Annotated in this window: 22 protein-coding genes; 4 read left to right on the forward strand and 18 right to left on the reverse strand. The window is 31.9% G+C overall.

The window, feature by feature from the left end; all coding sequences use genetic code 11:
* Positions 1–8: 8 nt before the first annotated feature.
* The 4 genes from ACI5KZ_RS06785 to ACI5KZ_RS06800 all read right to left on the reverse strand — a co-directional run bounded on the left by ACI5KZ_RS06785 (position 9) and on the right by ACI5KZ_RS06800 (position 2,955).
* On the reverse strand, positions 9–491 hold the full coding sequence (locus tag ACI5KZ_RS06785; protein WP_109308232.1) for a DUF2271 domain-containing protein: 483 nt from the start codon (positions 489–491) through the stop codon (positions 9–11).
* A gap of 79 nt (positions 492–570) precedes the next feature.
* Entirely contained in the window at positions 571–1,119 is a 549-nt protein-coding gene (locus ACI5KZ_RS06790) for an ankyrin repeat domain-containing protein (protein WP_406847377.1), read from the reverse strand.
* A gap of 29 nt (positions 1,120–1,148) precedes the next feature.
* Positions 1,149–2,048 carry an ankyrin repeat domain-containing protein gene (locus ACI5KZ_RS06795; protein WP_406847280.1) on the reverse strand — a complete coding sequence of 300 codons (900 nt, stop codon included), beginning with the start codon at positions 2,046–2,048 and terminating at the stop codon, positions 1,149–1,151.
* A 4-nt stretch (positions 2,049–2,052) separates the two neighbouring features.
* On the reverse strand, positions 2,053–2,955 hold the full coding sequence (locus ACI5KZ_RS06800; RefSeq protein WP_109308234.1) for a DUF6607 family protein: 903 nt from the start codon (positions 2,953–2,955) through the stop codon (positions 2,053–2,055).
* Positions 2,956–3,059: 104 nt separating this feature from the next.
* On the opposite strand from ACI5KZ_RS06800, the gene ACI5KZ_RS06805 reads away from it, so the two are divergent.
* Both ACI5KZ_RS06805 and ACI5KZ_RS06810 read left to right on the forward strand, forming a co-directional pair.
* On the forward strand, positions 3,060–5,195 hold the full coding sequence (locus tag ACI5KZ_RS06805; RefSeq protein ID WP_406847281.1) for a TonB-dependent receptor plug domain-containing protein: 2,136 nt from the start codon (positions 3,060–3,062) through the stop codon (positions 5,193–5,195).
* Between the two features lie 11 nt (positions 5,196–5,206).
* Positions 5,207–6,310, forward strand: coding sequence for an HmuY family protein (locus tag ACI5KZ_RS06810; protein WP_109308236.1), 1,104 nt, complete (start codon positions 5,207–5,209; stop codon positions 6,308–6,310).
* A 47-nt stretch (positions 6,311–6,357) separates the two neighbouring features.
* On the opposite strand, the gene ACI5KZ_RS06815 is transcribed toward ACI5KZ_RS06810, so the two are convergent.
* The 11 genes from ACI5KZ_RS06815 to ACI5KZ_RS06865 form a co-directional block, all read right to left on the reverse strand.
* A complete protein-coding gene (locus tag ACI5KZ_RS06815) occupies positions 6,358–6,984 on the reverse strand; it encodes a carbonic anhydrase (protein WP_109308237.1) in 627 nt (208 codons plus the stop codon).
* Between the two features lie 10 nt (positions 6,985–6,994).
* The gene (locus tag ACI5KZ_RS06820) at positions 6,995–8,860 is read right to left on the reverse strand and encodes a SulP family inorganic anion transporter (protein WP_109308238.1); all 1,866 of its coding nucleotides are present in this window, start codon (positions 8,858–8,860) and stop codon (positions 6,995–6,997) included.
* Between the two features lie 73 nt (positions 8,861–8,933).
* Complete coding sequence (locus ACI5KZ_RS06825) at positions 8,934–9,230, reverse strand: hypothetical protein (RefSeq protein ID WP_109308239.1); 297 nt, start codon at positions 9,228–9,230, stop codon at positions 8,934–8,936.
* A 64-nt stretch (positions 9,231–9,294) separates the two neighbouring features.
* A complete protein-coding gene (locus tag ACI5KZ_RS06830; RefSeq protein WP_406847282.1) occupies positions 9,295–10,044 on the reverse strand; it encodes a tetratricopeptide repeat protein in 750 nt (249 codons plus the stop codon).
* Complete coding sequence (locus ACI5KZ_RS06835; RefSeq protein WP_406847283.1) at positions 10,041–11,816, reverse strand: BatD family protein; 1,776 nt, start codon at positions 11,814–11,816, stop codon at positions 10,041–10,043. Before ACI5KZ_RS06835 ends, ACI5KZ_RS06830 begins: the two co-directional genes overlap by 4 nt.
* Before the next feature lie 34 nt (positions 11,817–11,850).
* A complete protein-coding gene (locus ACI5KZ_RS06840; RefSeq protein WP_406847284.1) occupies positions 11,851–12,702 on the reverse strand; it encodes a tetratricopeptide repeat protein in 852 nt (283 codons plus the stop codon).
* Positions 12,703–12,823: 121 nt separating this feature from the next.
* Positions 12,824–13,861 carry a VWA domain-containing protein gene (locus ACI5KZ_RS06845; protein WP_109308243.1) on the reverse strand — a complete coding sequence of 346 codons (1,038 nt, stop codon included), beginning with the start codon at positions 13,859–13,861 and terminating at the stop codon, positions 12,824–12,826.
* Between the two features lie 82 nt (positions 13,862–13,943).
* Positions 13,944–14,948, reverse strand: a complete 1,005-nt coding sequence (locus tag ACI5KZ_RS06850; RefSeq protein ID WP_109308244.1) for a VWA domain-containing protein — start codon at positions 14,946–14,948, stop codon at positions 13,944–13,946.
* Entirely contained in the window at positions 14,948–16,612 is a 1,665-nt protein-coding gene (locus ACI5KZ_RS06855; RefSeq protein WP_406847285.1) for a hypothetical protein, read from the reverse strand. The genes ACI5KZ_RS06850 and ACI5KZ_RS06855 overlap by 1 nt, the downstream gene beginning before the upstream one ends.
* A complete protein-coding gene (locus tag ACI5KZ_RS06860; RefSeq protein WP_109308246.1) occupies positions 16,613–17,479 on the reverse strand; it encodes a DUF58 domain-containing protein in 867 nt (288 codons plus the stop codon).
* Positions 17,480–17,599: 120 nt separating this feature from the next.
* A complete protein-coding gene (locus ACI5KZ_RS06865; RefSeq protein ID WP_109308247.1) occupies positions 17,600–18,601 on the reverse strand; it encodes a MoxR family ATPase in 1,002 nt (333 codons plus the stop codon).
* A 196-nt stretch (positions 18,602–18,797) separates the two neighbouring features.
* Between ACI5KZ_RS06865 and ACI5KZ_RS06870 the strand changes: the two genes are divergently transcribed.
* Entirely contained in the window at positions 18,798–19,550 is a 753-nt protein-coding gene (locus ACI5KZ_RS06870) for an SDR family NAD(P)-dependent oxidoreductase (protein WP_406847286.1), read from the forward strand.
* 32 nt (positions 19,551–19,582) lie between these two features.
* The gene (locus ACI5KZ_RS06875) at positions 19,583–20,716 is read left to right on the forward strand and encodes an ATP-binding protein (protein WP_109308249.1); all 1,134 of its coding nucleotides are present in this window, start codon (positions 19,583–19,585) and stop codon (positions 20,714–20,716) included.
* Between the two features lie 161 nt (positions 20,717–20,877).
* Here ACI5KZ_RS06875 and ACI5KZ_RS06880 read toward each other — a convergent pair whose 3' ends face one another.
* From ACI5KZ_RS06880 to ACI5KZ_RS06890, 3 genes are all read right to left on the reverse strand, one after another.
* Positions 20,878–22,068, reverse strand: a complete 1,191-nt coding sequence (locus ACI5KZ_RS06880; RefSeq protein ID WP_406847287.1) for a DUF1501 domain-containing protein — start codon at positions 22,066–22,068, stop codon at positions 20,878–20,880.
* 2 nt (positions 22,069–22,070) lie between these two features.
* Positions 22,071–23,444: a DUF1800 family protein gene (locus ACI5KZ_RS06885; protein ID WP_406847288.1), complete on the reverse strand. Its 1,374-nt coding sequence runs from the start codon at positions 23,442–23,444 to the stop codon at positions 22,071–22,073.
* Between the two features lie 117 nt (positions 23,445–23,561).
* Positions 23,562–26,006 carry an FG-GAP-like repeat-containing protein gene (locus ACI5KZ_RS06890; protein WP_109308710.1) on the reverse strand — a complete coding sequence of 815 codons (2,445 nt, stop codon included), beginning with the start codon at positions 26,004–26,006 and terminating at the stop codon, positions 23,562–23,564.
* Positions 26,007–26,014 lie beyond the last annotated feature (8 nt).

The following is a 26,014-nucleotide window of genomic DNA, read 5'->3' on the forward strand; positions in this document are numbered from 1 at the left end:
TATTAATTTTAGTTAGGCATCATGCGTACATAACGTATAAAGCCAGTTCCTTCATTTTTACTTTTAACAGTTTCTGAAGTTAATGGAAACTCCACATCTTTTGTGTAATATTCTTGATCTTCAACAGCCGTTTCAAAGCGTATGCTATAACCAGCATCAATTTTAGAATCTTCAATATCTATTACACTAATAGTTCTGGTTCCTCCTGCAATGGTTGCTCCAGTAATGGCGTCTAAATTGTTGCGTTTTTTACCGTAGAATTTCCACCAATCGGAAATATCATGATACCACTCTTCATCATCTCCTTGTACATAAAGTGTTTTTTCGTATTCGCCATTTGGATTGATTAATGATACAACCACATAAGCAGCTTCCCCAGTATAATTCGTCATTTGAATCATGCATTTATATTTTGTAGATTCAGAAAATGTGGTAAAAGATACAAGTCCTAAAGTAAGGATGCTTAAAAGTAATAGTTGTTTTATTTTCATTTGTTAAAATAATTATTAGGTTACATAAAAACAAAACCTACAAGATGTTTTACGAATACTTGTAGGTTTATTTAATTAACTACTTCAAAAAATCTATTGATATATTATTCGTTTTTAAAATTTCATTTTCAGAGGCTAAATCGAAAGCAGTTTCTTCAAATTCTGTAACTTCATTTAATTTGGCTCCTTTGGAAACTAAATATTTTAAAATGTCGGTGTTTTTTGCATTCATTGCAGCTAAATGCAATGCTGTATTACCTTCTTTATTTTTAGCATTTATATCTACTTTGTCATTAGGAACCCATTGAATTAAATCTAAGTTGTTTTTTTCAACAGCTAAATGGTATAAGGTATTTCCGTTAGTTTGATTGGATGTTAGATCTAGTCCATGAGATTTTAATAAAGAGGCTTTTAATTCAAAATCTTTTATTTTTTCAGAATTGAAAGAATGGATTAAATAATAAGCTAAATTATTTCCATTGGCATCTAATACTGAGACATTTGCTTTCTTTTCAATTAATAGTTCAACTATTTTATTGGAGTTATTTTCAACGGCTAAGGTTAATGCTGATTCTCCCTTTTTATTTACCAGATTAATATCATCTACTTGCTTTAATAGTAAAGTAATGACATCTACGTTATTTCTACTCGAAGCATTTAAAAAGGTGTGTTTCCATCTTTATCTGTTTGGTTTACATTATTTTCTTTTGAAATAAAATAATTTATAATGTCTAAATCTTGACTTCTAGAAGCAACAATATGTAAAGGCGTTATTTCATCTTTATTTTTAGTGTTTGGGTTTAAACCAACAGATTCTAAAAATTGATAAAATTCTAGACCATTTGTGTTATTTCTGGTGCCATAAGCTGCAAATATAAATGCATTGTCTGTACCTTTAATGCCTTTGTTTATTAGTTGCTTAAGCATGTTTATATTCCCGGTTTTAGAAACATAATTAAAAATGTTATTCCCCTCAGCATCTTCACTTTTTATATCAAGTCCTTTAGAAATAAAATATTCTGTAAGCTTAAAATCTGTATCAAAAGGGGCTGCTAGTAGTAGGGCATTGGCTCCATTTGGCGTCAGATCCTTTTTAAGGTTAGCGCCATTAGCTAGACATAGATCATATACTTTGGTGTTTTGTTGGCCTGAACCAGCTGCAAAGTTTAAGATGGTATTGCCTTTGTCGTCTGTAAGATCTGTTTTTGCTCCTTTCTTTAAAAGGAACTTCATGAATTCTACATTCCCTTTATAGGCAGCCCAGAAGATGTATGTTCTTCCGTCGTGAGTTAGTTTATTGACATCATTTCCTGGTTTAGATTGGATGTATTGTAAGGTGCTAATAGGTGCATCTTGTAAAATTGCATAAACAACTGCATCGAAATTGTTGCTATTTGCCTGAGCTATATCATATCCTTGATTAATTTTTGAATCAATATTTTCTATAGTTGGATTTGAATCCCAGAAATCACGTTTTAAAAAAACATTTTCTTGGGCAATTGATTGGACCCCTAATATTAATGATAAAGCGACTGTTAATTGTTTAAAATATAACATGGTTTTATGATTTTACGAAAGCGTCAATGACAGGATTAATATCTTCGGCAGTTTTATAATTTTCGTCGTCTAACAGGTATTTAAACAGGACTTTATTGTCTACTTTATCTTCAAGAATTAAATCGGTATCTCTTGCAAAAACTTCATCCCATTTTGCTCTTACCAAGGCCCATTTTTCTTGATTTACTTTCCAATAATTTTGTCCTGCTTCACATCGGCTATCATCTACTTTTACATAGGTATTATACCCTTTTTCTTGAGCTAAGACTACATCTTCTTTCCCTGTTTCACGAACCACTTTATCATTATCTTGTTCATGTAACCAACCGTAATTTGTAATCTCATGTCTATTTCGTCTTACAGTAACATTATAATCGCTACGTGTGGTATATTCACGTCTAGGTAATGGAGCAGATGTTTCGTCTTCCCAATAACTTTTTCCATCGATATGAACCCAGGATGCTGAGCCTTCGTAACGAGGACTATCGTCTACTTGAAATACTTTTTGTGTCCATTGTCCTTTTACTTTATCTTTTGGCAGGTTTACAAAAGACCATTTATTATCATGGTCATAAACATAAAGTTTGGTGTTTTCAAACTGCCAGTCTTGTCTCCAATGTTTCACGATATGCGGACTCTCTGGTCTACCAACAATTAATATATGCTGCATAGATATTTTGTCTGTATCATCCTGAATTAATTTCACCCATTCTAAACCTTTATCATGTTTTGTTTTTGATTCTATATATGTTGAATCTCCCGAATATTCGAAAGTTTCTGCAAAATTAAAAGTAACCTCATAACAGCCACACATATCTTTAATGGCTTTTTCGTCTTGTTCTTTTTTGTTTTGAGCTGTAGCAATAGTCGTGGTTGCTAAAAGGGCTAATAGGGCTAATTGTTTCATTATTAATTGATTGTTTTAATGTTTTAAAAAAATATTAAATTTTCCTATTCTTATTTAGACTGATTTAAAATAAGATTTTATATTTGCAGCAAATTTAAATAAGAATGAGTCTAAATAAAAATAATATCTTCATTTATTTTTCACTTTTTTTAAGTCCAATGGTTTTTTCTCAAGAAATTGAAGCAGATTCTACAAGAACCCAAGAACTTAATGAAGTAGTAATTACTGGGCAGTATAATCCACAGTCAATAAAAAAATCTGTTCATAATGTCATTGTAATAGATAGAAAGCAAATTGAAAGCCAAGCTGCAAATAATTTAGCAGATTTATTAAACTTCAATTTAAATTTGACCATTATTCCAAATGCCCAAACAGGAAAATCTCAAATTTCATTTTTTGGATTAGACTCTCAATATTTTAATATTCTAGTAGATAATATTCCATTGGTTAGTGATAATGGTTTGGGAAACAACATCGATTTAACACAAGTCAATCTTGATGACATTGAGCGCATAGAAATTGTTGAAGGTGCTATGGGAGTTGAATATGGAGCGAATGCTGTTTCTGGTGTGATTAATATTATTACCAAAAAAACTATTGATACTGATTGGGAAATTCAAGCTTCGGTTCAAGAAGAGACTGTAGGTGATGAATATGCTTGGTTTGATGAAGGACGACATATTCAAGCTATAAATGTTTCTCATAATCTCAGTGAAAACTGGTATGCTAGAGTTGGGTTTAATAGGAACCAATTTGCTGGTTTTTTAGGAAACAAACAGGGTAAAAATTATTATAACAATGATGGTCTAAGAGGGTATGAATGGTTACCAAAAGCACAGATTAACACCAATGCCCTTTTAAATTATAACAAAGATAGCTTTAAACTAAACTATAGATTTGATTATTTTAATGAAGTCTTAGACTATTATGATGCAACGGTTAGACCCAATATAGATGTTGCCAATCAAACATCCAACCCTTCTTCGACCGATAAAATTTATACAACCAATAGGTTTGTAAACAACATAAACATTTCAGGAGCTTTAAATTCCGGGATTAACTATAAAGCTTCTTTTTCTTACCAACAGCAAGAACGAAATTTAAATAGGTTTAATTATTATATTTTAAGTGGAGACAAAACAAATGAAACCGATGAAACATACCAATCTACTAAAGTCTTTTTCTCAAATGGCTCAGTAAACAATTTAATTAAAAACGATTATTTTAATTTTCAATTAGGGTACGAAACAAAATATATTAAAGGTTTCGATACTCAGGCTTCTGGAGACTATACGCAATTCGATAAAACACAATCTCAATATAATCTAGCAGCCTATGCTTCAGCAGAATATCAGTTTTCTGAAAAATTTTCTGTTAGACCTGGATTAAGATTTGAATATAACTCACAATTTCAATCCAAACTTATGGGTTCATTAAGCGCTAGATATTTAATGTCTCGTGGTTTTGAACTTCGTGCCAATTTTGGTACTTCTTACCGTACACCTAATTTTGAAGAACTATATTACTATTTTGTAGACTCCAATCATGATGTTCGAGGCAATGAAAATTTAAATCCGGAAAATGGTTTTACAACATTCGTAAATTTAAAAAAACGGAGTTGGTTTGATGATATCTCTTTATTGAATGAAATAAAGTTCAGTTACATTTCATTAGAAGATAAAATTGACTTAGCTATAATAAACACTAGCCCACTTCAATATCAGTATATAAATATAGACAGTTATAAACTTTGGGGACTTACTTTAGATAATTCTATCCAATCCAGTAATTGGACCTTTAATTTGGGCGCTACTCTGCAAGGAGTTTCTAGAGATTTAGGTAACGAAGCAAATGCAAACGATAACTTTTTATATGCTTTTCAAATAAATTCCAGCGCTACTTATCACCTAAAAAAATGGAATACTTTTTTTACGGTACTTTATAAATACAATGGCGAACAAGAAAGCTATGTCAGTACTGGTACAGATACTAATGGCGATACTGTTTTTACAAAAGAAACATTGGATGCTTATAGCTGGTTGGATGCCTCTGTTAAAAAAGATTTTTTTAAAGAAGCTTTTCAAGTAACCCTTGGGGCTAGAAATTTACTAGATATTACTTCAGTTTCTATCCAAAACGCAAATGCTACAGGGGGGACACATGCTAGTAACAACAACAATTTGTCCTTAGGGTATGGACGATCATTCTACATAAAACTATTATATAATCTAAATTTTTAAAATCACTAATTATGACAAACAAATTTTTATCAATCCTTTTCGGAATTTTATTAATAACTACCTTTAGTTGTAGTAACGACGACGATTCATCTTCAGGGCCAATCAGTGTTATTGTTGAAGGCGCATCAGTAACACCTGAAGTTGGAGGGCCAAACCAACAAAACCAAGTATATATCGATTTAAGCACAAATACTTCAACCAAAGTTGTAAGAGATTCTTGGGATTTAGGGTTTTATTCTGGATCAGAATTTAGAGTGGTAATAAATGGATCTATAGCAATGGCAGTAGCAGAACTTTCAACTACCGATATAGATGCAGTTGATTCTAATGATACAGAAGTTTTAAATTTACAACCAGAAGTTGCTGTAGGAACTTTTAACAATAGTAATTTAGCCTACGTAGATGCTTTTGATGGAAATATTTTAGAAACTGCCATAAACGAAATATCTGATATTGATTCTGAAAACAAAGTTTATTTACTGAACCTTGGGAAAGAAGTTGGAACTGAAACACCAGCGAATGGAAGTGTTGATTTGGGAGAAATAAAAAGAGGTTGGATGAAAATACGAGTTTTAAAAGATGGGGATAGCTATGTTTTACAATATGCCGATTTGGATGACACAACACATCAAGAAATAACCATCTCTAAAAGCATAGGATTTAATTTTACCTTCTTTAGTTTTAATACTGGAGCAGAAGTAAATGTAGAGCCTAATAAATTATTATGGGATTTGAACTTTACGGTTTTCACTGATGAGGTTTTTGCTGGACCAGATAGTTATGGAGCTTATTTCTATGGAGATTTTGTTTCTAATAATACGAAAGGGAATGTAGGTGTTTATAAGATTGATACAACAGTGAATACAGAATTATCCTATGATAATTTCACTTTAGCTAATGTTGTTGATGCGAATCTTATTTATAATGATCAAAGAATTATAGGAAGTAGTTGGAGAAATGGTGGAGGACCTGGTTCTCAACCGTCTTTAAAAGACAATGTTTTTTATGTTGTTAATGATACAGATGGAAACCTTTATAAGTTGAAATTTTTAGCTCTAACAAATAATGAAGGAGAACGTGGACATCCTGAATTTGTATACAGCTTATTGCAATAGGTTTTATAAAAACAAAAAAAAGCCACTTTTAAAGTGGCTTTTTTTATTTAATCTAAGTGATAAATTTCTTGAATATCCTCTAAATATTTTGCGAGGTTGATTTTCAAATCAATTAATTTTCCGGTATGAATATCGAATACCCAACCGTGTACCTCTAAACCTCTATCTCGAACAGCTTTTTGTACTGCAGCTGTTTTAATTAAGTTTACACACTGTTCCTGAACATTAAGTTCCACAAGTCTATCGTAACGTTTGTCTTCATCTTCAATAGCATTTAATTCTTTTCTATGAATTCTGTATACGTCACGAATATTACGTAGCCACGGATTTAGAATTCCTAAATCTGCCGACTGCATTGCAGCTTTTACACCACCACAGGCATAATGGCCACAAACAATAACATGTTTTACTTTTAAGTGATCTACTGCATAGTTTATTACCGACATGACATTCAAATCAATACTGATAACCATGTTAGCAATATTTCGGTGAACAAAGACTTCTCCAGGAGCAGCTCCCATGAGTTCTTCGGCAGTCACACGACTATCAGAACAACCTATGTATAAAAGTTCTGGACTTTGTCCATTTCCTAATTCATTAAAATAATTTGGATCGACATCTAATTTATTCTGTATCCATTCTTTATTATTTTCGAAAACTGTTTTTAAATTCATAATTTGTGTTTTAATGGTTGTCTTTTACATTTAGTTTTATCCATTGTGTGCATTCTTTAAATGTATTAAAGATATGCTCTTTAGGAATTAAATCTGGAATTATATCAATACGCTCCATCATATATTCTGGTTGCTTTAATAAGCCTACAAACAAAACGGTAATCTTATTTTTATTTAGTCCATGAAGTACATCTTCCATGGCATATAGACCTGACTGATCCATATACTGCATGCGTCCTAAACGAATAACAACTGTTTTAGCGGTTGAAGGAATTTGATATGATAAATTTTGGAAATCGCTAGTTGAACCAAAAAATAAAGGTCCTTTAAGATGTTTAATAAACACTTCTTCTTTTAATTTTTCAGGAAAATCTGCTTCATCCTCCCAAGCCTTTTCTTTAGCTAGAGCTTTAACATCACTTCGTTCTGCTGTTAAATCACCTATTTTTTTCATAAACATTAAAGAGGCAATTACCAAACCAATTCCAACGGCATAAACTAAGTTCCAGAAGGTAGAGAGCAGTAAAACGACTATCATGATTAAGACTTCAGAACTCAACTTAAGCGGTCCTATTTTTATATCTTTTGGCATTGAAGGAATGGCTTTTAGTCCTTTATAATCCATAACTCCAATTCCAACAGTAATTAATATTCCAGCTAAAACAGCAGCTGGTATTTGAGATGCAACAGGACCTAATGCTAAAAGAATAACAAGCAATAACACACCTGCTATCATTCCAGATAACCTAGTTTTACCTCCAGCATTAATATTCACAACCGTTCTAATAGTTGCTCCTGCTCCTGGCAAGCCTCCAAAAAGCGCTGCGATACTATTCCCTATACCTTGACCTATAAGCTCTTTGTTGGAGTTGTGTTTTGTTTTGGTAACATTATCTGCAACAACACTTGTTAATAACGAGTCAATAGATCCTAATAATGCTAAAGTAAATGCAGTAAAGAAATATGGCATTAAATTTCCAAAATTAAACTCTGTAAAGATTCCCATATTAATCATAGGAAAACCACTAGGAATTTGTTCAATAGGCCTATAATCTAAACCAAACCCAATGGCTATTCCAGAGACTACTACTAAAGCTACCAAGGTGCTTGGAATGGCAGTGGTTATTCGTTTAAAACCATAAATTAATATAATAGTTCCTAGTGCTAAAAGTAACTCTAACCAGTTAATGTTTTGTAAAGCTCTTGGAATTGCTTTTAAAGAACCCAATGCTCCAGAAGCTGAATTTGCAGCTAATATAGACGCTTCACTTTCCATTTCTGCTAGAGTTATTTTTCCTGCTCTATTTACGGTTTCCTTAAAATTTTCAAGCACAAGAATACCTTCTCCTGCTTCATCTTTTAAGATATCATTTAAAAGCATTTCTTCGGCATGGGGCATGTGTTGTTTAATTAATTCTTGATCTTCTCCTGGGTAATATCCTACCAAAGGAAGGATTTGAGTAATGATAATAATAAGCCCAATGGCTGTCATAAATCCTGAAACTACAGGATAGGGAATGTATTTTATATATTTTCCGAAGCCAAAAATTCCTAAACCAATTTGCATTAGTCCGGCTAAAATAAATACAGCTAAAATTATAGGAAGCGACTTAGTAACATCGCCTTCATGTATCGCTAATAATCCAGCTATTAGCACCATACTTACAGCTGTCATTGGTGCTGTTGGCCCAGAAATTTGTGTATTGGTTCCACCAAAAAGGGCCGCAAAGAAACTTAAGAAGATGGCTCCGTAAAGTCCAGCACTAGGACCTAATCCTGATGATACTCCAAAAGCTAAAGCTAAAGGTAATGCTACAATTCCTGCAGTTATACCACCAAAGGCATCGCCTTTAAGATTTGAAAAAAAGTTTTTCATAAATTTTAATATATATTAAATCGATTTAAAAATAATCAACAGTTACTTGTGTAATGTTTTAATAACTAAGTAATTAAATCAATTCTGGTGGTGGATAAAAATTATCAAGAGCTAAAGTTTTGTAATTTTCTCTGTAGTAATTGTATCTATTTCTTTTTGTCGATTCTAGTAAAACATCCAAGTTTGGATTGTTTGTAAACAAGTTAACATCTAACTTTTTAGAAACTTCATTTTGAGAATTTTCCTCTTCGTTTATACTATAAAAAATAGAGATATCAATAGACTTGTCAATAACATTTATCACCAAAGGTGCTGTTATAAACAACATAAATAAACATGTAAAAAAAATGGAAATTGTAGTTTTATTCATCCAATTCTATTCATATAGAAATGCAAATATACAATGCAATTTTTTTATTTTAGTTAAATAATTTTTAAAGTGCTTTAATATCCTGATTCAAAATCCATCCTGTTTTACCATCTGAAAGCTTGATTTTCTTCCAGTTGTTAACGGTATCTATTATTTGAACTTTGGTGCCCTCGTGAAGAATAAAGGCTTCTGTGCTACGTAAATTAGGTTCACTTTTTATTTGACTTTCTTGAACAAACACTATTGCAGGTTGATCTTTTTTATCTAAGTTATATTTGTGGAAAGCAAATGCCAATGTTATACAGGTAAGTCCGATACACACCATACTACTAACAAAAGATAAACGTTTTCTAGTAGTTGAATAAGCAAAATAATAAAGCAGAAAAAGAATTACAAATAAGAAAATAAAAAAAACGGATACTTTGGCCCACGTATCAAAGCTTAATTTATTAGTTAGGTTTTTAATATAATTAGAAAGTCCAATTTCTGGAACAGAACCAATAGCGTCAATTGTCATGTTGCGGGCAAACGCTGCATTATTTTTAATCTCTTTATCGTTAGGAGCAAGCTGTAATGCTTTTTCGTAATAATATATACTTGGCGCTATATGATTTAATTTATAATGCGCATTTGCTAGATTAAAATACAACTCGGCAGAATGTTCACCATTTTCTAAAATGGTTTCATATTTTAATATGGCTTGTTCAAAATCTCCTTCATTATAAAGTGCGTTTCCTTGTTCAAACCAAGAGGTGTTTTGTGCAAAAGCAGAAAAACTCAATAAAAACGCAAATATGTAAATTAAATTTTTCATTTAAATTGTTTGTCTATAGCTGTTATTGTTCGAGCAGATTTCTCATAATCTTGTTGCATTTCCACATTTGTAATAGGTGTATATCGAGCCAATTCACAATTTTGTAAAATCTCTACGAATTCTAATACAACACTTTTTTCAACATGTTTACTTTTTAATAAATTTTCAATTTTGTCTTTAGATAAATCGCTAGTTTCTAGATTTAACTTGGCTTTTAAATAATTATGCAATGCTTTTTCTAGAGAGACATAAAAGGCTTCTTTTTTGCCTAATGCTTTTTTAGCTTCACTTAAATAACGCTTAGCCAATTTGTCGGCTTTTCTAATTTTATTTCCAACTACATCTGCATCTCGATCTTGTTTTTTCTTTCTAATAACAATGGCTAACGGAATGGCTAAAAGAGGTAATAACAAGCCTGTCCAAAAACCTGTTGATTTAAAAAAATGATTGGGCTTAATAGCTGTTAAACTAGTGTTTGTCTTTATATAAGCAAATTGATTATTATTAACAACAACAGGTTGTTTTCCATTTTCTGCAGATGCAATATTATTATCTGAAGCGGTTGTATTTGTTGGACCATCTAGGACATTGATTACTATTTCTCCAGACGAAATACGTTTATATGTTTTTGTTTTTAAATCGAAATATGAAAATGTAATACTTGGAATTGGATACTTTCCTTTATATTGTGGAACAATGGTATAAGCATCTGAAATACCACCTTGCATCCCATTTAAATTTGTGGATATATTTTCAGTATGTTCCGGCTCGTAAACTTCTAAGGAGCTAGGTAAGGTTAGTTTTGGAAGTTCAAATAATTTGAGGTTTCCATTTCCTTTTACTTCAACTCTTGCTTGTAATGATTCTGAAGCATTTAATTCAGATTTAGACGTTATAACATTAAACTCAAAGTCACCAACAGCTCCAGTAAAATCTGCTGGTTTTCCTGCTTGAGGTAATTCTTTTACATGAATGGTTCTGCTTCCAGCAGAAATGGTTTTATGACCTTGGGTCATTAGTCTACCACCAAAAATATCTCTTCTGTTTGTTGGAACTTCAATAGTCACATCTAAACTTAACGGTTCGATGTCGAGCTTACCAGTTTTTTGAGGATATAATACGGTTTTACGTAAAATAACAAATCTATAATCTTCTCCTTTATAGGTTCCGTTTTGAACTTTTAAATTTTTGATATCGATATTCTGACTCCAAAAATCATTATATCTTGGATTGTCTTTTTCTCTCCAATTACTGACGCCTGTATCTGGAGATACATAAAGTTTGTAAACAACAGTAATAGCTTCATTTAAGTAAGGGTTTGTGTTGGATACTTCAGCAACTAAATGAATATTATCATCAGCAATGGTTTCTGGGCTATTCTGTGCGTTTGGATTATTTACAGCAGCTGTAACAACGACAGTTAATGGAGATGTTTTATAAATTTCGCCATCAATTTCTATGGTTGCTTGTTTAATACTAAAGGAGCCTCTTTTTTTTGGAGATAAAAAATAGCTGTATGTTTTTTTATAGGAACGTTTTCCATTCACCCAAGATGTACTCACGGCTTGGTTTGGTCCACCAATAACTGTAAAATTCTGAAAATCTGGAGGATTAAAATTATCTCCATCTTTATTCATTTCAAAATCGACTCGTAACCTTTCGTTTACACCTAGTTTTTTCTTGCTTACTTTTACTTCAAAAGATACTTGAGCACTAGCAAGACTAGTTGTTAGTACGATTAGAATTAATGATATGTGTTTTATTAGTTTCATTTTAAGTTTCTAGATAATAATTCCCAGATAAAGGTTACCAATCTTTTTCTGTTTGAATTTTTTCTCCTTTTTGTTTTTCAGCATTCATTTTTTCTTGAACTTTTTGTTCTTGATTATTCATGGCTTCTAACAAATTTTTCACTTGTTGCGGAGATAATTGACCAGGTTGTGGCTGGGGTTTTTGTTGCTCATCTCCTTTACCCTGATCTTGCTTATCGTCTTTTGGCTTTCCTTCATCATCTTTTTGATCTTCTCCGTCTTTTTTATCTTGATCGCCTTTGTCTTTTTGGTCTTCTTTGTTATCTCCTTCTTCTTTGTCTTGTTGATCTTGGTTGTCTTTGTTTTCGTCTTGATTCTGATCTTGATTTTGATCTTTGTTCTGATCGTCTTTACTATCGTCTTGCTGATCTTGATTGTCTTTTTGATCTTCGACACATTTTTTTGCTAAAGCCAAATTATAACGAGTCTCATCGTCTTGTGGATTATTTCTTAAAGCGTTTTTGTAAGCATCTACAGCTTCTTGACACTTATTTTCTTTCATTAATATATTTCCGATATTATGAAAAGCTTTATGTTTTTCTTCTTTTGAAGTGGCGCTTTTGGTAGCCTGTTGTAATCTATATAGTGCTTCATTATAACTGCCTTCATTGTAATATGAAGTTCCTAAATTGTAGGCTCCTGCAACAGTTGTAGGTTGTTTTGAAATGGCTTTTCTATAGGCCATCTCTGCTGAAACAAAATCGTCGTTAACGGCTAATTCATTGCCTTCATACACATAATTATTCGCTTTTTTTAATGCGTTTAACTGTTCTTTTTCTTTGTCTTTATCTTGAGCAAAGCTTGTAACAGAAATAATAGTGAATATGAATATAAGTAATTGTTTCATTTTTATTATTGACCTTTTTAGTCTTGTATTTAAGCAATCTCAAATATATAAAAGACTTGTATGACTGATAGTTAAAGGTTTTATAAAATTTGACTTTATAAACTAGAGGAGTTTGATGCTATTAAAAATTTTCGTTAAATAAATTTAGTTTTTTTAACCAAGCCGTTTTTCGTTCCAATAAAAAGATATCCAAGAATAAAAACGCGATTGCAAACACCAGAAACCATTGAAACTGATCTTTAAAATCGGCAAATTGTTTGGCTTCAAATTCTTTTTTATCCATTTTATTTAGGATGTCTCTAATGCTTTCTACAACTTCGTTTGTATTGCTTCCATTTATATAGGCACCATTAGCCCCTTTTGCAATAGCTTTAAGTGTTTCTTCATCTAAACGCGTTATTACGGTTTCACCATTGTTATCTTTTTTATAATTTAAAACAATGCCATTTTTTTTAATTGGAATTGGTCCTCCCTTAGTATTTCCAACTCCAATAGTAAAAATTCTTATACCTTCATCGCTAGCTTCTTTGGCTACTTTTTCAGCTTTTTCACTATGGTCTTCGCCATCTGAAAGAATGATTAAAACACGATTGGTTTGCTCGTCGTCGTCGTAATACGTTTTTGCTAATTCAATGGCTTCGTTAATAGCAGTTCCTTGAGACGATAGCATGTCTGTATTCATGTTTTGTAAAAACATTTTTGCCGATGCATAATCTGTTGTAATAGGTAATTGTGGAAAGGCTTTTCCTGCATAAGCAATAATTCCAACCCGGTCACTTGCTAGGTTATTGATTATTTGAGTGACTAGTTGTTTTGATTTTTCTAATCTGTTTGGCGCAATATCTTCAGCTAGCATACTTTTAGACACATCTACTGCAAAAACAATATCGACACCTTCGCGTTTCACTGTCTCAAGCTTTGTTCCTACCTTTGGATTTACCAATGCGATGGCTAAAGACGCTATTGCTAAACTCAATACAATGAGTTTTAATACAGATTTAAAAAGAGATTGATTTGGACTTAGTTTTCTTAATAATTCTTTGTCTGCAAATTTATTTCTTGCATGGCGTTTCCATAGTTGAAGCACCAAAAAAAGTACCATTATTACAGGAATAACAGCTAAAACCCAAAACCATATTTTTTCTTCTAATTGATACATTTTATAAACTCTGTCTTTATACTGTGTTCTATTCTCTTAGCTTCTTCTTGAAATTTCTTTCTATTAGGAAATGACAAAAGCTTTATATAAAACTCCTGAAAATGGTAAACCTTAAGAGTAATTCAAAAAGTAAAAACATGCCAGCTAGTAACACTAGAGGTCTGTATTTCTCTTCGTAATTATAATATTTAAATTCTTCTATATCTGTTTTTTCAAGCTTGTTAATCTCTTCGTAAATTTCAGCGAGCTTTTTGTTATTTGTTGCTCTAAAATATTTCCCTCCAGTAACCTCGGCAATTTCTTTTAGTAAATCTTCATCTATTTCTACCTGTGCACGACCATATTGAAAATTTCCATTGGGTAAAAGAGCCATTGGTGTCAATGCCATTCCATTTGTTCCTAATCCAATGGTATATGTTTTAATACCATATTCAACGGCTAATTCGCTAGCAATTTTAGGGTCGATAAATCCAGAATTATTAACTCCATCTGTTAAAAGAATAATTATTTTACTTTTTGCTTTACTGTCTTTTAACCGGTTTACGGATGTGGCTAACCCCATTCCAATTGCTGTTCCTCCAGTAATAATTGTGTTGTATTTAATGCTTTCTAAAGAGCGTAATACTATGGCTTTATCGCTAGTAATAGGTGTTTTTGTGTAACTCTCTCCTGCGTATTCTACCAGTCCAATTCTATCGTTAGGTCGTTCTTTAATAAATTGTGCAGCAACTTGTTTTAACGCTTCTAATCTGTTAGGTTTTAAATCTTTTGCTAACATACTTGCCGATACATCTATGGCCATAACAATATCGATACCTCGGGTTGTTTTGGTTTTTGTGGACACATCTACCGTTCTTGGTCTTGCTAAAGCTGTTATTAATAACCCTAAAACCAATAGACGTAAAACAAAAAGAGCATGTTTTAATTTTGGAAGAAATGAATTTCCAGTTTTAAACCCTTTAAGACTAGAGATTTTTAGTTCGGCTGTTTGTTTTTTAAATTTAAATAAATACCATACAACAGCTAGAGGAAGTAGTAAATACAACCAGAAATACTCCTTATTTAAAAATTCAATGCCTTCAAACATTATTGTGCTGCTTTTTTAAGTTCAATAGAACTAATTATTCTTTCCGAAATACGATTCGTATAGGTGTCATCCATGTCCCAAGTAATCATGATTTGTTGCAATACTTCAGAAGAATCTGAAATAAACTGAAGCAATACATAATGTCTTTCATGATACTTATCTGAATTTAAAACGGGTACTTTTAAAGTTCCAAATGTTTTTAAGCCTTCTGCACCATTTGGTGTAGCAAATTTTTCTTGCTTCACAAAAATATCTACAATGCCTTCTTTTTCTAGTTTAGAAATACTTTCTTCAGCAATTACAATTGGATCAATTTTTTCTTTCTCTTCACCTTCGGCTTGTTTTGGAAAAGTTGTTGTGCTTAATGAAATATATAATTCATCTTGAATAGTTCCATAGTTGAACGCTGTTGTTTGTATTTGTGAGCTTATATCTTTTGGAGCTGAAGGGTTATTTCTCTTTAAAACTTTAGGTGTAGAAATTTCAATTGGAGGCACTCCATATTCACTTCTTACCCAGTCTCCTTCAAGTAGTTCTTTACTGTCATGACCAATTAGTGTGTCTTTAACATAAGTGAAGCCATATTTCAAACCAAAACCAATAAAAATAGCTATTAGTAACCCTAGAATAGCAACACCAGTAATAAGCTTCTTTCTGCGTTTCTTTTTTCGGGCCTGTGCTTCTTTATATTGTTGGTTTAGAAGTTTTTCTTCTTCTGTTGGTTCTGGTAATGCTTCTTTAACGTTATCAATTTCTAAATCGATGGTATTCCTATCTAATTTAGCTAATTCTATATCTGGAGCAGATTTAGCAAATTTCACCAAATCGGCACGTTTTAAAATGCTTTCTAAATTCTTAATATCCTCTTTAGAAATATCTATTTGATTACCATCTTTTAGTAGGTTTAATCTGTAGATTAGCTCATCTGTTGTGCTTTCTAGAGCACGATTGTACACTTTCTCGTCTAAGTATTTTCTAATAATGAAGGTTAATTCTGAATAGTACTCTTTTAACTCTGAATGTTCTAAATAATGACTTTCATCCAGGTGTTTTAATGCTAATTTGGCTCTTTCATAAGGAGGTAGTAAAGCTATTTCTTCTTCTTTAGTCAATGGTTTTTTACGCCAAACAAACCAATAGATTAAACCACCAACAATACTAACTACTGCTAAAATAATTAGGAGAGTTTTCCACCAATTACTTGCGCTTTTTTCTACACTAATAATGGGCTTAATATCGTACAAGCCTTGTTTAGTGGTATCTATAGCTATGTTGTTTACAAAGACTTTTAAAGAGTCTGTAAAAAATGTTTTATCTCCAATTAGAATTTTTTGTCTTGGAATGGTGTAGTTACCAGAATCGAATTGTGTTAAACCATATTTTTTAATAAGTTTAAACTTGGCATCTTTTTTTGTGGTATCTATTTTGTAAGATTCAATCATTTCTAGAGGAGAAAATGTTTGACCTTCAGGAAAAACGACTAAGTCTGTTGTATCTGTTTCAATTTCTATTCTATAAGTTATTTGTTCTCCTATTTTTATTTTGGTAGAGTCTATAGACGAAGCTAATTGCTGAGAAAAACTGATAGAAGAAAATAGGCAAAAGAAAAAAGACAGTAACATACTGCTCTTAAAAATTGTCTTATGGTTTAATTCGTAATTCATTTATCCTCTTTGTTTAAAATAGCCTAGTAATTTTTTAACGTAACTTTCATCTACACGACAGTCAATACTTCCTGCTCCAGATTTTGTAAAACTATCTTTAAAGTAAGCCACTTTATCGTTATAAAACTTGCTATAATTACGTCTTACAGATTTAGAAGATGTATTAACCAGCATATACTCACCAGTTTCTGCATCTTGCATTTGAACCATTCCAAGGTTTGGAATTTCGGCTTCGTGTTTATCATAAATTCGAATACCAGTTACATCGTGACGGTTTGAGGCAATTTTAAGCGTTTGTTTATAATCGTCGGCAATAAAATCACTCAACATAAATACAATGGCCTTTTTCTTCATGACATTCGATAAGAACTTTAAAGCTTCAGCAATATTTGTTTGTTTGCTTTTTGGATTAAACTCAATAAGTTCTCGAATAATTCGGAGCACATGAGAGCGTCCTTTTTTAGGTGGAATGTATAATTCAATCTCATCTGAAAATAGAATCAACCCAATCTTATCATTATTTTGAGTGGCAGAAAATGCTAGAGTAGCGGCTATTTCAGTTACAATTTCATTTTTAAATTGCGTTTCAGTACCAAACAATTCTGAGCCTGAAACATCTGCCATAAGCATCATGGTTAATTCGCGTTCTTCTTCAAATACTTTTATGTGTGGTTCGTTGTATCGAGCAGTTACATTCCAATCGATGTTTCTAACGTCGTCTCCATATTGATACTGTCTTACTTCAGAAAAAGTCATACCACGACCTTTGAAGGTGGAATGATACTCACCTCCAAAAATATGATCAGACAAACGACGTGTCTTAATCTCTATTTTTCGTACTTTTTTTAATAATTCTTTAGTATCCATCTATTCAGTAAACAGTTTTCAGTCGCAGTATTCAGTTATCAATAAACCGTCAATTTTTCTTTTAAGTATTCAATTATGAGTAAGCAACTGCTAACTGTAATTGAATACTTAAAACTCTTTTTATGGTACTTCAATCTCGTTTACAATTTTGTTGATGATATCTTCGGAAGTGATATTTTCTGCTTCAGCTTCGTAAGTAATTCCAATTCTATGTCTTAAGACATCGTGAACAATGGCCCGAACATCTTCTGGAATAACATAGCCACGACGCTTAATAAACGCATAACATTTTGCTGCTGTTGCTAGATTGATGCTTCCACGTGGCGATGCACCAAACGAAATTAACGGTTTTAAATCGGCAAGTTTATATCTTTCTGGATAACGTGTAGCAAATACGATATCAAGAATGTATTTTTCTATTTTTTCATCCATATAAACTTCTCTAACAGCTTTTTGGGCATTTAGAATTTGTTGTACGGAAATAACTGGATTTACTTTTTCGAATGCGCCTTTTAAATTTGCTCTTACAATTAATTGTTCGTCTTCCATTTTAGGGTAGTCGATGACTGTTTTAAGCATAAAACGGTCCACTTGAGCTTCTGGTAACGGATAGGTTCCTTCTTGCTCTACTGGATTCATGGTAGCCATAACTAAGAATGGTTTATCCAGAATAAAAGTCTCGTCCCCAATGGTTACTTGTTTTTCCTGCATGGCTTCCAGTAAAGCAGATTGTACTTTAGCTGGCGCTCGGTTAATCTCATCTGCTAAGACAAAATTTGCAAATATGGGTCCTTTTTTTATTGTAAAATCGTTTTGCTTCATGTTGTAGATTAAGGTTCCAACAACATCGGCAGGAAGTAAATCTGGTGTAAATTGAATTCTGCTAAAGCTTCCATCCACAGCCTGAGAAAGTGTGTTAATAGCTAATGTTTTTGCAAGTCCAGGAACACCTTCTAATAATATATGTCCTTGTCCTAGTAATCCAATAAGTAATCTTTCGACCATGTGTTTTTGACCAACAATTACTTTATTCATTTCTAATGTAAGTAAATCTACAAAAGCACTTTCTTTTTCAATCTTCTCGTTAATTGATTTAATATCAATTGTACTAGTATCTTCCATCATTTTTTAATTTTTAAAACACACAAATATGGTATCCTTATTTGAGCTCTGCAAATTGTTAAAATTTTTGCTGTTTTGTTGTTAATAATTGGTTAAAAATTAACAAGTTTAGATAACTTTAAGACTATTATCTTTTATAGTTTTAAAGTTTCGTTAAAAAGAGATCTCTTAAAACAACAATATATATAATTTTTCTATGAAAAAAATAGCTTTAATTACAGGAGCAACAAGTGGTATAGGACGAGCAACAGCTCATGAATTTGCCAATCATGGAATTCATTTAATTTTATGTGGAAGACGACAAGAACGGCTGGAAACCATTCAAAAAGCTTTAAAGAAACAAACAGATGTTCATATTTTAAATTTTGACATTAGAAGTAAAGTAGAAACTCTATCTGCAATTGCTTCTCTTCCAAAGCCTTTTAAAAATATCGATATTTTAATTAACAATGCTGGAAATGCACATGGACTTGACCCAATACAAACTGGAAATACAGACGATTGGGATGCCATGATGGATATAAATGTAAAAGGATTACTTTATGTAAGTAAAGCTGTAATTCCACAAATGATAGAACGCAAAACAGGACATGTTATTAATATAGGTTCTTCGGCAGGAAAAGAAGTGTATCCTAAAGGAAATGTGTATTGCGCTAGCAAACATGCCGTTTTAGCTATTACTGAAGGCATGCGAATAGATTTAAACGATTTTGGAATAAAAGTGTGTGCCATTAATCCTGGTTTGGTTGAAACCGAATTCTCTCAGGTACGTTTTAAAGGTGATGCCATTGCAGATAATGTTTATAAAGGTTATAAAGCTTTACAGCCTCAAGACATAGCAGAAATTATATATTTTGCTATTACGCGTCCTCCACATGTAAATATTGCAGATTTATTAGTGTTTCCAACAGCTCAAGCTTCGTCTACTATTGTTAAAAAGAATTTCTAAATTAAAAGATTCTGCCTTTGCAGGAAATTATCATGATTAATAAACGCCTACTTATTAAAAACCTATTAGCTCATAATGATGAGAATAGTTTTTATGATAAAAAGCGAAAAATTGATATCAGCCAAAAAGAAGGAAAAGCAAAGTTTTTAAAACATGTATGTGCACTTTCAAATAGTAATCCTAAAAACAATTCATACATCGTCATTGGAGTAGAAGATGAAGACAACAACATTGTTGGAGTCGATTTTTTTGATGACAGTAAAATCCAAAATTTGATTAATGCGTATTTAACACATCCACCTATTGTTCAATACGAAAATATTCCGTTTCCACATTTACCAGAAGATAAGGTTGTTGGTTTAGTAACCATTAGATCAATTGAAAAAATTACATCTCTTCGAAAAAATATTTGGAAATATTATGGAGGTTCTGTCTTTTTTAGAGATGGAAGCATGAGTATGCCAAAAGTGTTTGATATTGAAATTAAAGATGTTAATTCTGAAATAGTTTCAGCCATTGAAAATCATTCACAAAATAATATGGAACATACTCTTGACGGTGTTTTCGACTTTTTAAATACAAGAAAAGATTTCAATCCAAAATATAAAGTGTTTAAAGAGTATTTTGTACTGTGCTGGTCAGGACTTAAAAAGGTTGTAAAAGACGAAGTATTTTATTCTAGAGTGGACATTAAATTAATAAACGAGCAAGTACGTTTATTTTATTCTACACTTGATGAGGTTTCGATTTCTTTTGATGAAGATTCTTTTAAAATTATTGAATTTGTGAATCTAGGACTTCAAAATTCTTATAAATATTATCCCTTAGAAGAAACGGTTATTCATTTTTCTAATAACGTCAATTATCTTATTGAAACAACTTTAATTTTTGAAGCACCACAGTTTGATAAAAAAGTCCTTCATCATATTTATAATGCCAATAATGCGATTTTAGAAAAGCTAAAAAAAGGATTAACACTAAATAAAAATGAAACAGAAGATCTAAAAAATCTTCCCGCCACCTATCTTATTTGTTATTTAAATCTGTTTCATGAAGCCATAGATAAACTTCATGAAGCAAAACCTTTTTTAAAAGATTATAGTGAAGAAATTTACAAGCTTTACAAAGAATCGATTCGGATTTTGAGAAAAGTGAAGTATAGTTAAAAGACATTTATACGCATATCACTACCAACTGTACAATAAACGTTACCAATCGTCACATAATTTTTTAAGGTGTTTACTTTTTTAATATTTTTGTGTTGCTATTAATCAATTATCATTATAACCTTGTTTCTTAAGCACTACTTGTGTTTGAGAGCAAGGTTTTATATAAAGTCTAATTGATTAAAAGATTGATTTAACACAACATTATCTTCTACGTGAAGCCATTGCTTTAAAACCGTTGCATAAACATTTCTAAAGTCTATTTCAAATTTAACATCTCCATTATCATCTAAATCTTCTAAACTGCCCATTTCATTGTAAACTCCGGGTTTTTTTAAATTTCCGCCTATGATAAAAAGAGTGTTTGCAGAACCATGATCTGTTCCATTCCCACGATTTTGTTTAACACGACGACCAAATTCAGAAAAAGTTAAAATTAACGTGTCGTTGAATGTGTTTTTAGATTGCAAATCTTTTACAAAAGCATCAATGCCATCTGCATACGTTTTTAAATGTCTTTTATGAACGTTCATCTGATTTACATGTGTATCGAAACCATTTAGTGAAGCATAAAAAACTCTAGTTTTTAACCCTGAATTTATAAATTGGGCAGTGGTTCTTAACTGTTTTGAAAACCCATTATTAGGATAATTTTGAGAAGGAGTAACCGTTTTGCTAGTTTCAAAAATATACTTAGCAGAATTCTCCGTGTCTATCATGGTTTTGTATAAATACCCTAGATTATGTTCGCTTAAATGCGACTCTTCATAATGTTCTACAACTTTTTTTAAATAAGGGTCTTGCGTTGTTTTGTATAAAGTATTTGGGCTTTTAACAGCCATACCATTTTGAACTTCTCCTTTTAAAGCTAAAGAAAGACTTTCGTCTATCTCGATTGCCGCATAGGGATTCTGATTGAAGTTGTCTAAATATCTACCGATCCATCCACTTTGTAAATACTGATTGGAATGACTTGCCGTTTGCCAAATATCTGTAGCTCTAAAATGCGATCTGTTAGGGTTTGGATAACCTACATTATTAATTATGGAAACATATCCTTGGTCGTATAGTTTTTTTAAAGGAAGCAAACTGGAATGTAAGCCTAATTCATTGTTTAAGTTTATTAAGTTTTCTTTTTTTATACCAATGGTTGGCCTTGCTTTATAATAAACATCGTTTCTAAAAGGAATAAGCGTATTCAAGCCATCGTTACCACCTGAAAGCTGAATGATAACTAAGCGTTTATAACCTGTTTTAGAAGTAATAACATCACTAAAAGCTTTAACAAAGCTTGGTACAAAAAACAAGCTACTAGCTAATGATGAGTTTTTTATAAATTTTCTTCTATCCATTTTTAACACATTTGATATTCTGGCAAAGACATAAGTTGAACACAATAGTCTCGTTTGCTTTTTTTACTTAAGCTATTTAAATAATCTTTGGTGTTTTGGTTGATAGGGCATTGCAATAAATAATTAGGCAATGCTTCTATGTCAATATTTTGATAGTTTTTATTGAAAACTTCCCAATTTGCTGACGCTTTTGCAACGTTTTCTCCTTTCCTGTTTTCGTAATATTTTTTGTAAGTATCATGAAATTCGCCTTTTTCTTTAGTAGAAATTTTTCCGTCTGATACTAAAAATGAAGGTAGTTTTAAACGCGTCATCATGGTATTACTATCAATCCAACTTTTTCCACCTTTCCAACCAGCGACATTTGGTGGATATAAAAGCATTTGTCCTAACATTCTTTGAATGCTAAGTAACTGTTTTGTATCCTTAAAAGTTAAGGGAATTGTTTGAGAAATGCCAGCTATTAGCTCGACAGGCGATTTTATTTTATTACCAATATGTCCTGGATTATAAAACCAATCTTGAGAAAACATAAATAGTAAAACAGGTTCAATTTGATAATTTGGAAAGAAAACGTTCGTCATCTCTTCTATATGGTCTTCATTTATAGCATCATTTACAAAGTAGCGATATAGCTTAGTACAAATAAACCTAGCACATTGTTTTTTTTCAAATATTAAATCAATAATGTCATCTCCATCATAATGTCCTGCTTTTCCAAAAACGTATTTAAAGTCATCATTATGGTTCTCTTCCTTAAAAATAAAATTCCCTTCAAAATCATAATCATATCCTGTAAAAGCTTTTGTAATTTCTTTAATGTCTTCTTCAGAATAATTACCAACACCTAAAGTAAATAACTCTAAAAGCTCTCTTGCAAAATTTTCATTAGGTTTTCCTTTTTTATTTTGTTTCAAATCAAGATAAGTAATCATTGAAGGTTCTTTAGAAATGGCTTTTACAAAATCTTTAAAATTTCCAAGAGCATAATAACGAAGTGTGTTGTTATATTTTTGAATATATAAGATAAATCTGTCTTGACACGAAAAATGATTTGCCCAGAATAAGGTCATCTTTTCACGAAGTATTTCTTTAGAATTGGAAATTTTATGAATCCAAGCACGATTAAGTTCTTTAATCAATAATTTGCTTTTTTCAATATAGGCTCTATGTATTTTGTTTGTTTTATTAAACTCATTAAAGGTGAGTGTGTCAAATTCTGCAGTGTTTATTAATAACGGATTAAAGTTTTTTGATTGATTCAAAAGATCAGACACAATCTCTTCTCTACGTTTTGTAGAAAGTTCTTCAAGTAGATTTGGTTGAATACCAAAACCTGCCCGAGAATATAAATGTTGTATGTGGTTCTTAGTCATAAATCCGTATTATGTAATTTACAAAGTATATTTATAAATACGCAAAAACCTTTCCAAATAGGTTATATCAAAAAAAAAGTCACTCTAAAAAGTGACTTTTATAATTCATAATTCAAATTATTTTTTAATAAACTTTTTATTAATTATTTTACCTTTTTCTTCCAATCTAACAAAGTACACACCAGTTTTAAGTTGCGATACATTTATAGAATTATTTAGAAGTTTAGAACTAAAAATTTTCTTTCCAGTAATATCGAATACAGTTGCTACTTTATTTGAAATATCTGTTGAGGTTGTAAAATTAAGTACATTTTCAGTTGGGTTAGGATACATAACGAGGTCTGAAAGTGTTTCGTCTTTAATAGAAATTGTTTGGCCTTCAATAAATGTATGAAGCATATTTATATTAGGGTTTAGAAAATTATCTACAACTCCAGACGGCCAGTAAATAACTAGATTATTAATTTCGGTATCTGTACCTAATCCAAAATGAACGTTTAACGAACTCATATATTCAAAACCTTCACCACTTCTTACATCTCTAATTTGTGTTCCAGAATCTGTATGAATTTCAATTCTTGCTCCAATGCCATTATAATTACTTTGAACTCCTTGCGTACGAATCATGATGTAGTTGTTTCCGTTTCCACCATTATTTTTATAAAGGCTCCCATTAAAAACATCTAAAAAGCCGTCTCCATCAACATCTCCAATAGCACCACTTGGTGGCATATCTGTTGAAACTACTGTAAAAGAATTGTCTCCATTATTTAGTAATATTCTACCATTAGATAGTATGTCTACATAGCCATCATTATTAAAATCTCCAGGAGCATTTTCAATTCCAAAAGGAGCACCACTAACATTTGCAGAAGCAGTAGCATCGGTAAATGTACCATCACCATTATTTAACATGTATTTATGCGAACCATCTGAATTTGAACTTGCTCCAACATACACATCCATATCTCCATCATTATCAAAATCTGCCCATGCAGAGGACCATGTTTGAACTGGATCTGCAAGATTTGCACTTGTAGCTACATTTACAAAAACGCCATTTCCATCATTTCGCCATAATTCGTTAATTTTATGGGTTACGTTACCACCACGACACTTGGCTATAAACATGTCAATATCTCTATCGTTATCGTAATCAATCCAAACAGTACCATAATTCCCGCCATTTGGATGCATTCCTATGCCATTTGGAACAACAGCTGAAGCTCCTTGATAGAAGTCTAAATTATCTAAATTATCAGTTCCATCATTAATAAAATATACATTTGGTTGTGTATCATGACAAACAAAAGCATCTAAATCTCCATCGTTATTAATATCTACAAAATTAGAACGTTGAGAAAATACATAAGAGCTAGATTGACTAGATTGTATGTACGATGTTCCAGTGTCGTTAGCCTTTACAATAGAAACGCCGTTTGTAGCTCCATATAATAAATCGTTATACCCATTACCATCTATATCTCCAGCAGCAATACTCCATCCTGGTCCATAACTTGTTCCAGCCGCATAATAAGTGTAATTAAAACCACCTCCGGTTTGATGGTTCATGCTGATTCCTGAAGAAGTTGCTGCAATTAAATCGTCCAAACCATCATTATTCATGTCTACAACAGCGTAGCTAGTTCCACTCATGGAAATATTATTGTCAAGAATAAAAACAAAATCTCCAGGATTAGGTGGAGCCTCGTTTGTAGTAAAGGTAATTGAAACCCATTCGCTAAAACCATCACTAAGACAATTTGCTCTAACGTAAGCTTTATAATTTGTATTTGGAGTTAAACCAGTTACTGGATATGGATTGTTTAAAACTGTGCCTGTTCCAGAACTAGGCGGAGTAGTACTAGCTAACTGTACAACAATTTGCCAAGAGGTTTCATTGTGTCCAGCTTGCCAACTTAGGTTCGCAGAGTTATGAGTAATGCTACTTACATTTAAGTTAGAAACCTGTAAACAAGCAGGTGGTGTTGAAGAGGTAATTGTAGGTGATGCATAGCACATACCCCAACCATAAGAACCATTATCATTATAATAAATTCGGTATCTAAAGCCGGTTAATTGTGTGCTTGTGAAAGAGGCAATATTTAGATCGGTACTGCTAAATGGATCAAAACTAGCTGAACAAAAATCGACATGTGGTGTTGCTGAAGTATCTTCACTAAATGGAGTGCCCCAATTTATCCAACTACCAGCATCAGCATCCCAATATTGAAGGGTAATAGTTTCATTAGTGTAAACATCAAGGACATAAGTTGAATTTACTTTTAGTGTTGTTTCTCCAGCATTAAAAGCGTTTGTTAGATTAATTATTGGAGATTGAACTGCAACATGATTAATAGATCCAGAACCACCTTGATCATCATCAAAAGAAAAATGTGTAGATGAATCGGTTGGATCTCCAGTAAATATTAATGGATCTGCATCAAAAGATCCAGCTAGAGTCCAATTGGTATTGGGCCAACTAGCAGGTTGATTTAATACTTGTGCTATCGAGTAAAAGCTACTAAATAGAAAAGCTAATAGGAAAATAATTTTTTTCATGGTTTTGG

Origin of the sequence: Xanthomarina sp. GH4-25 (genome assembly GCF_045363175.1) — a bacterium.
Classification (GTDB): Bacteria; Bacteroidota; Bacteroidia; order Flavobacteriales; family Flavobacteriaceae; genus Xanthomarina.

Bases quoted from the DNA above. Each gene is read 5' to 3' on its own strand.
- ACI5KZ_RS06785 (WP_109308232.1), bottom strand. From the start codon at position 491: ATGAAAATAAAACAACTATTACTTTTAAGCATCCTTACTTTAGGACTT.
- ACI5KZ_RS06795 (WP_406847280.1), bottom strand. From the start codon at position 2,048: ATGTTATATTTTAAACAATTAACAGTCGCTTTATCATTAATATTAGGG.
- ACI5KZ_RS06800 (WP_109308234.1), bottom strand. From the start codon at position 2,955: ATGAAACAATTAGCCCTATTAGCCCTTTTAGCAACCACGACTATTGCT.
- ACI5KZ_RS06805 (WP_406847281.1), top strand. From the start codon at position 3,060: ATGAGTCTAAATAAAAATAATATCTTCATTTATTTTTCACTTTTTTTA.
- ACI5KZ_RS06810 (WP_109308236.1), top strand. From the start codon at position 5,207: ATGACAAACAAATTTTTATCAATCCTTTTCGGAATTTTATTAATAACT.
- ACI5KZ_RS06815 (WP_109308237.1), bottom strand. From the start codon at position 6,984: ATGAATTTAAAAACAGTTTTCGAAAATAATAAAGAATGGATACAGAAT.
- ACI5KZ_RS06820 (WP_109308238.1), bottom strand. From the start codon at position 8,860: ATGAAAAACTTTTTTTCAAATCTTAAAGGCGATGCCTTTGGTGGTATA.
- ACI5KZ_RS06825 (WP_109308239.1), bottom strand. From the start codon at position 9,230: ATGAATAAAACTACAATTTCCATTTTTTTTACATGTTTATTTATGTTG.
- ACI5KZ_RS06830 (WP_406847282.1), bottom strand. From the start codon at position 10,044: ATGAAAAATTTAATTTACATATTTGCGTTTTTATTGAGTTTTTCTGCT.
- ACI5KZ_RS06835 (WP_406847283.1), bottom strand. From the start codon at position 11,816: ATGAAACTAATAAAACACATATCATTAATTCTAATCGTACTAACAACT.
- ACI5KZ_RS06840 (WP_406847284.1), bottom strand. From the start codon at position 12,702: ATGAAACAATTACTTATATTCATATTCACTATTATTTCTGTTACAAGC.
- ACI5KZ_RS06845 (WP_109308243.1), bottom strand. From the start codon at position 13,861: ATGTATCAATTAGAAGAAAAAATATGGTTTTGGGTTTTAGCTGTTATT.
- ACI5KZ_RS06850 (WP_109308244.1), bottom strand. From the start codon at position 14,948: ATGTTTGAAGGCATTGAATTTTTAAATAAGGAGTATTTCTGGTTGTAT.
- ACI5KZ_RS06855 (WP_406847285.1), bottom strand. From the start codon at position 16,612: ATGAATTACGAATTAAACCATAAGACAATTTTTAAGAGCAGTATGTTA.
- ACI5KZ_RS06860 (WP_109308246.1), bottom strand. From the start codon at position 17,479: ATGGATACTAAAGAATTATTAAAAAAAGTACGAAAAATAGAGATTAAG.
- ACI5KZ_RS06865 (WP_109308247.1), bottom strand. From the start codon at position 18,601: ATGGAAGATACTAGTACAATTGATATTAAATCAATTAACGAGAAGATT.
- ACI5KZ_RS06870 (WP_406847286.1), top strand. From the start codon at position 18,798: ATGAAAAAAATAGCTTTAATTACAGGAGCAACAAGTGGTATAGGACGA.
- ACI5KZ_RS06875 (WP_109308249.1), top strand. From the start codon at position 19,583: ATGATTAATAAACGCCTACTTATTAAAAACCTATTAGCTCATAATGAT.
- ACI5KZ_RS06880 (WP_406847287.1), bottom strand. From the start codon at position 22,068: ATGGATAGAAGAAAATTTATAAAAAACTCATCATTAGCTAGTAGCTTG.
- ACI5KZ_RS06885 (WP_406847288.1), bottom strand. From the start codon at position 23,444: ATGACTAAGAACCACATACAACATTTATATTCTCGGGCAGGTTTTGGT.
- ACI5KZ_RS06890 (WP_109308710.1), bottom strand. From the start codon at position 26,006: ATGAAAAAAATTATTTTCCTATTAGCTTTTCTATTTAGTAGCTTTTAC.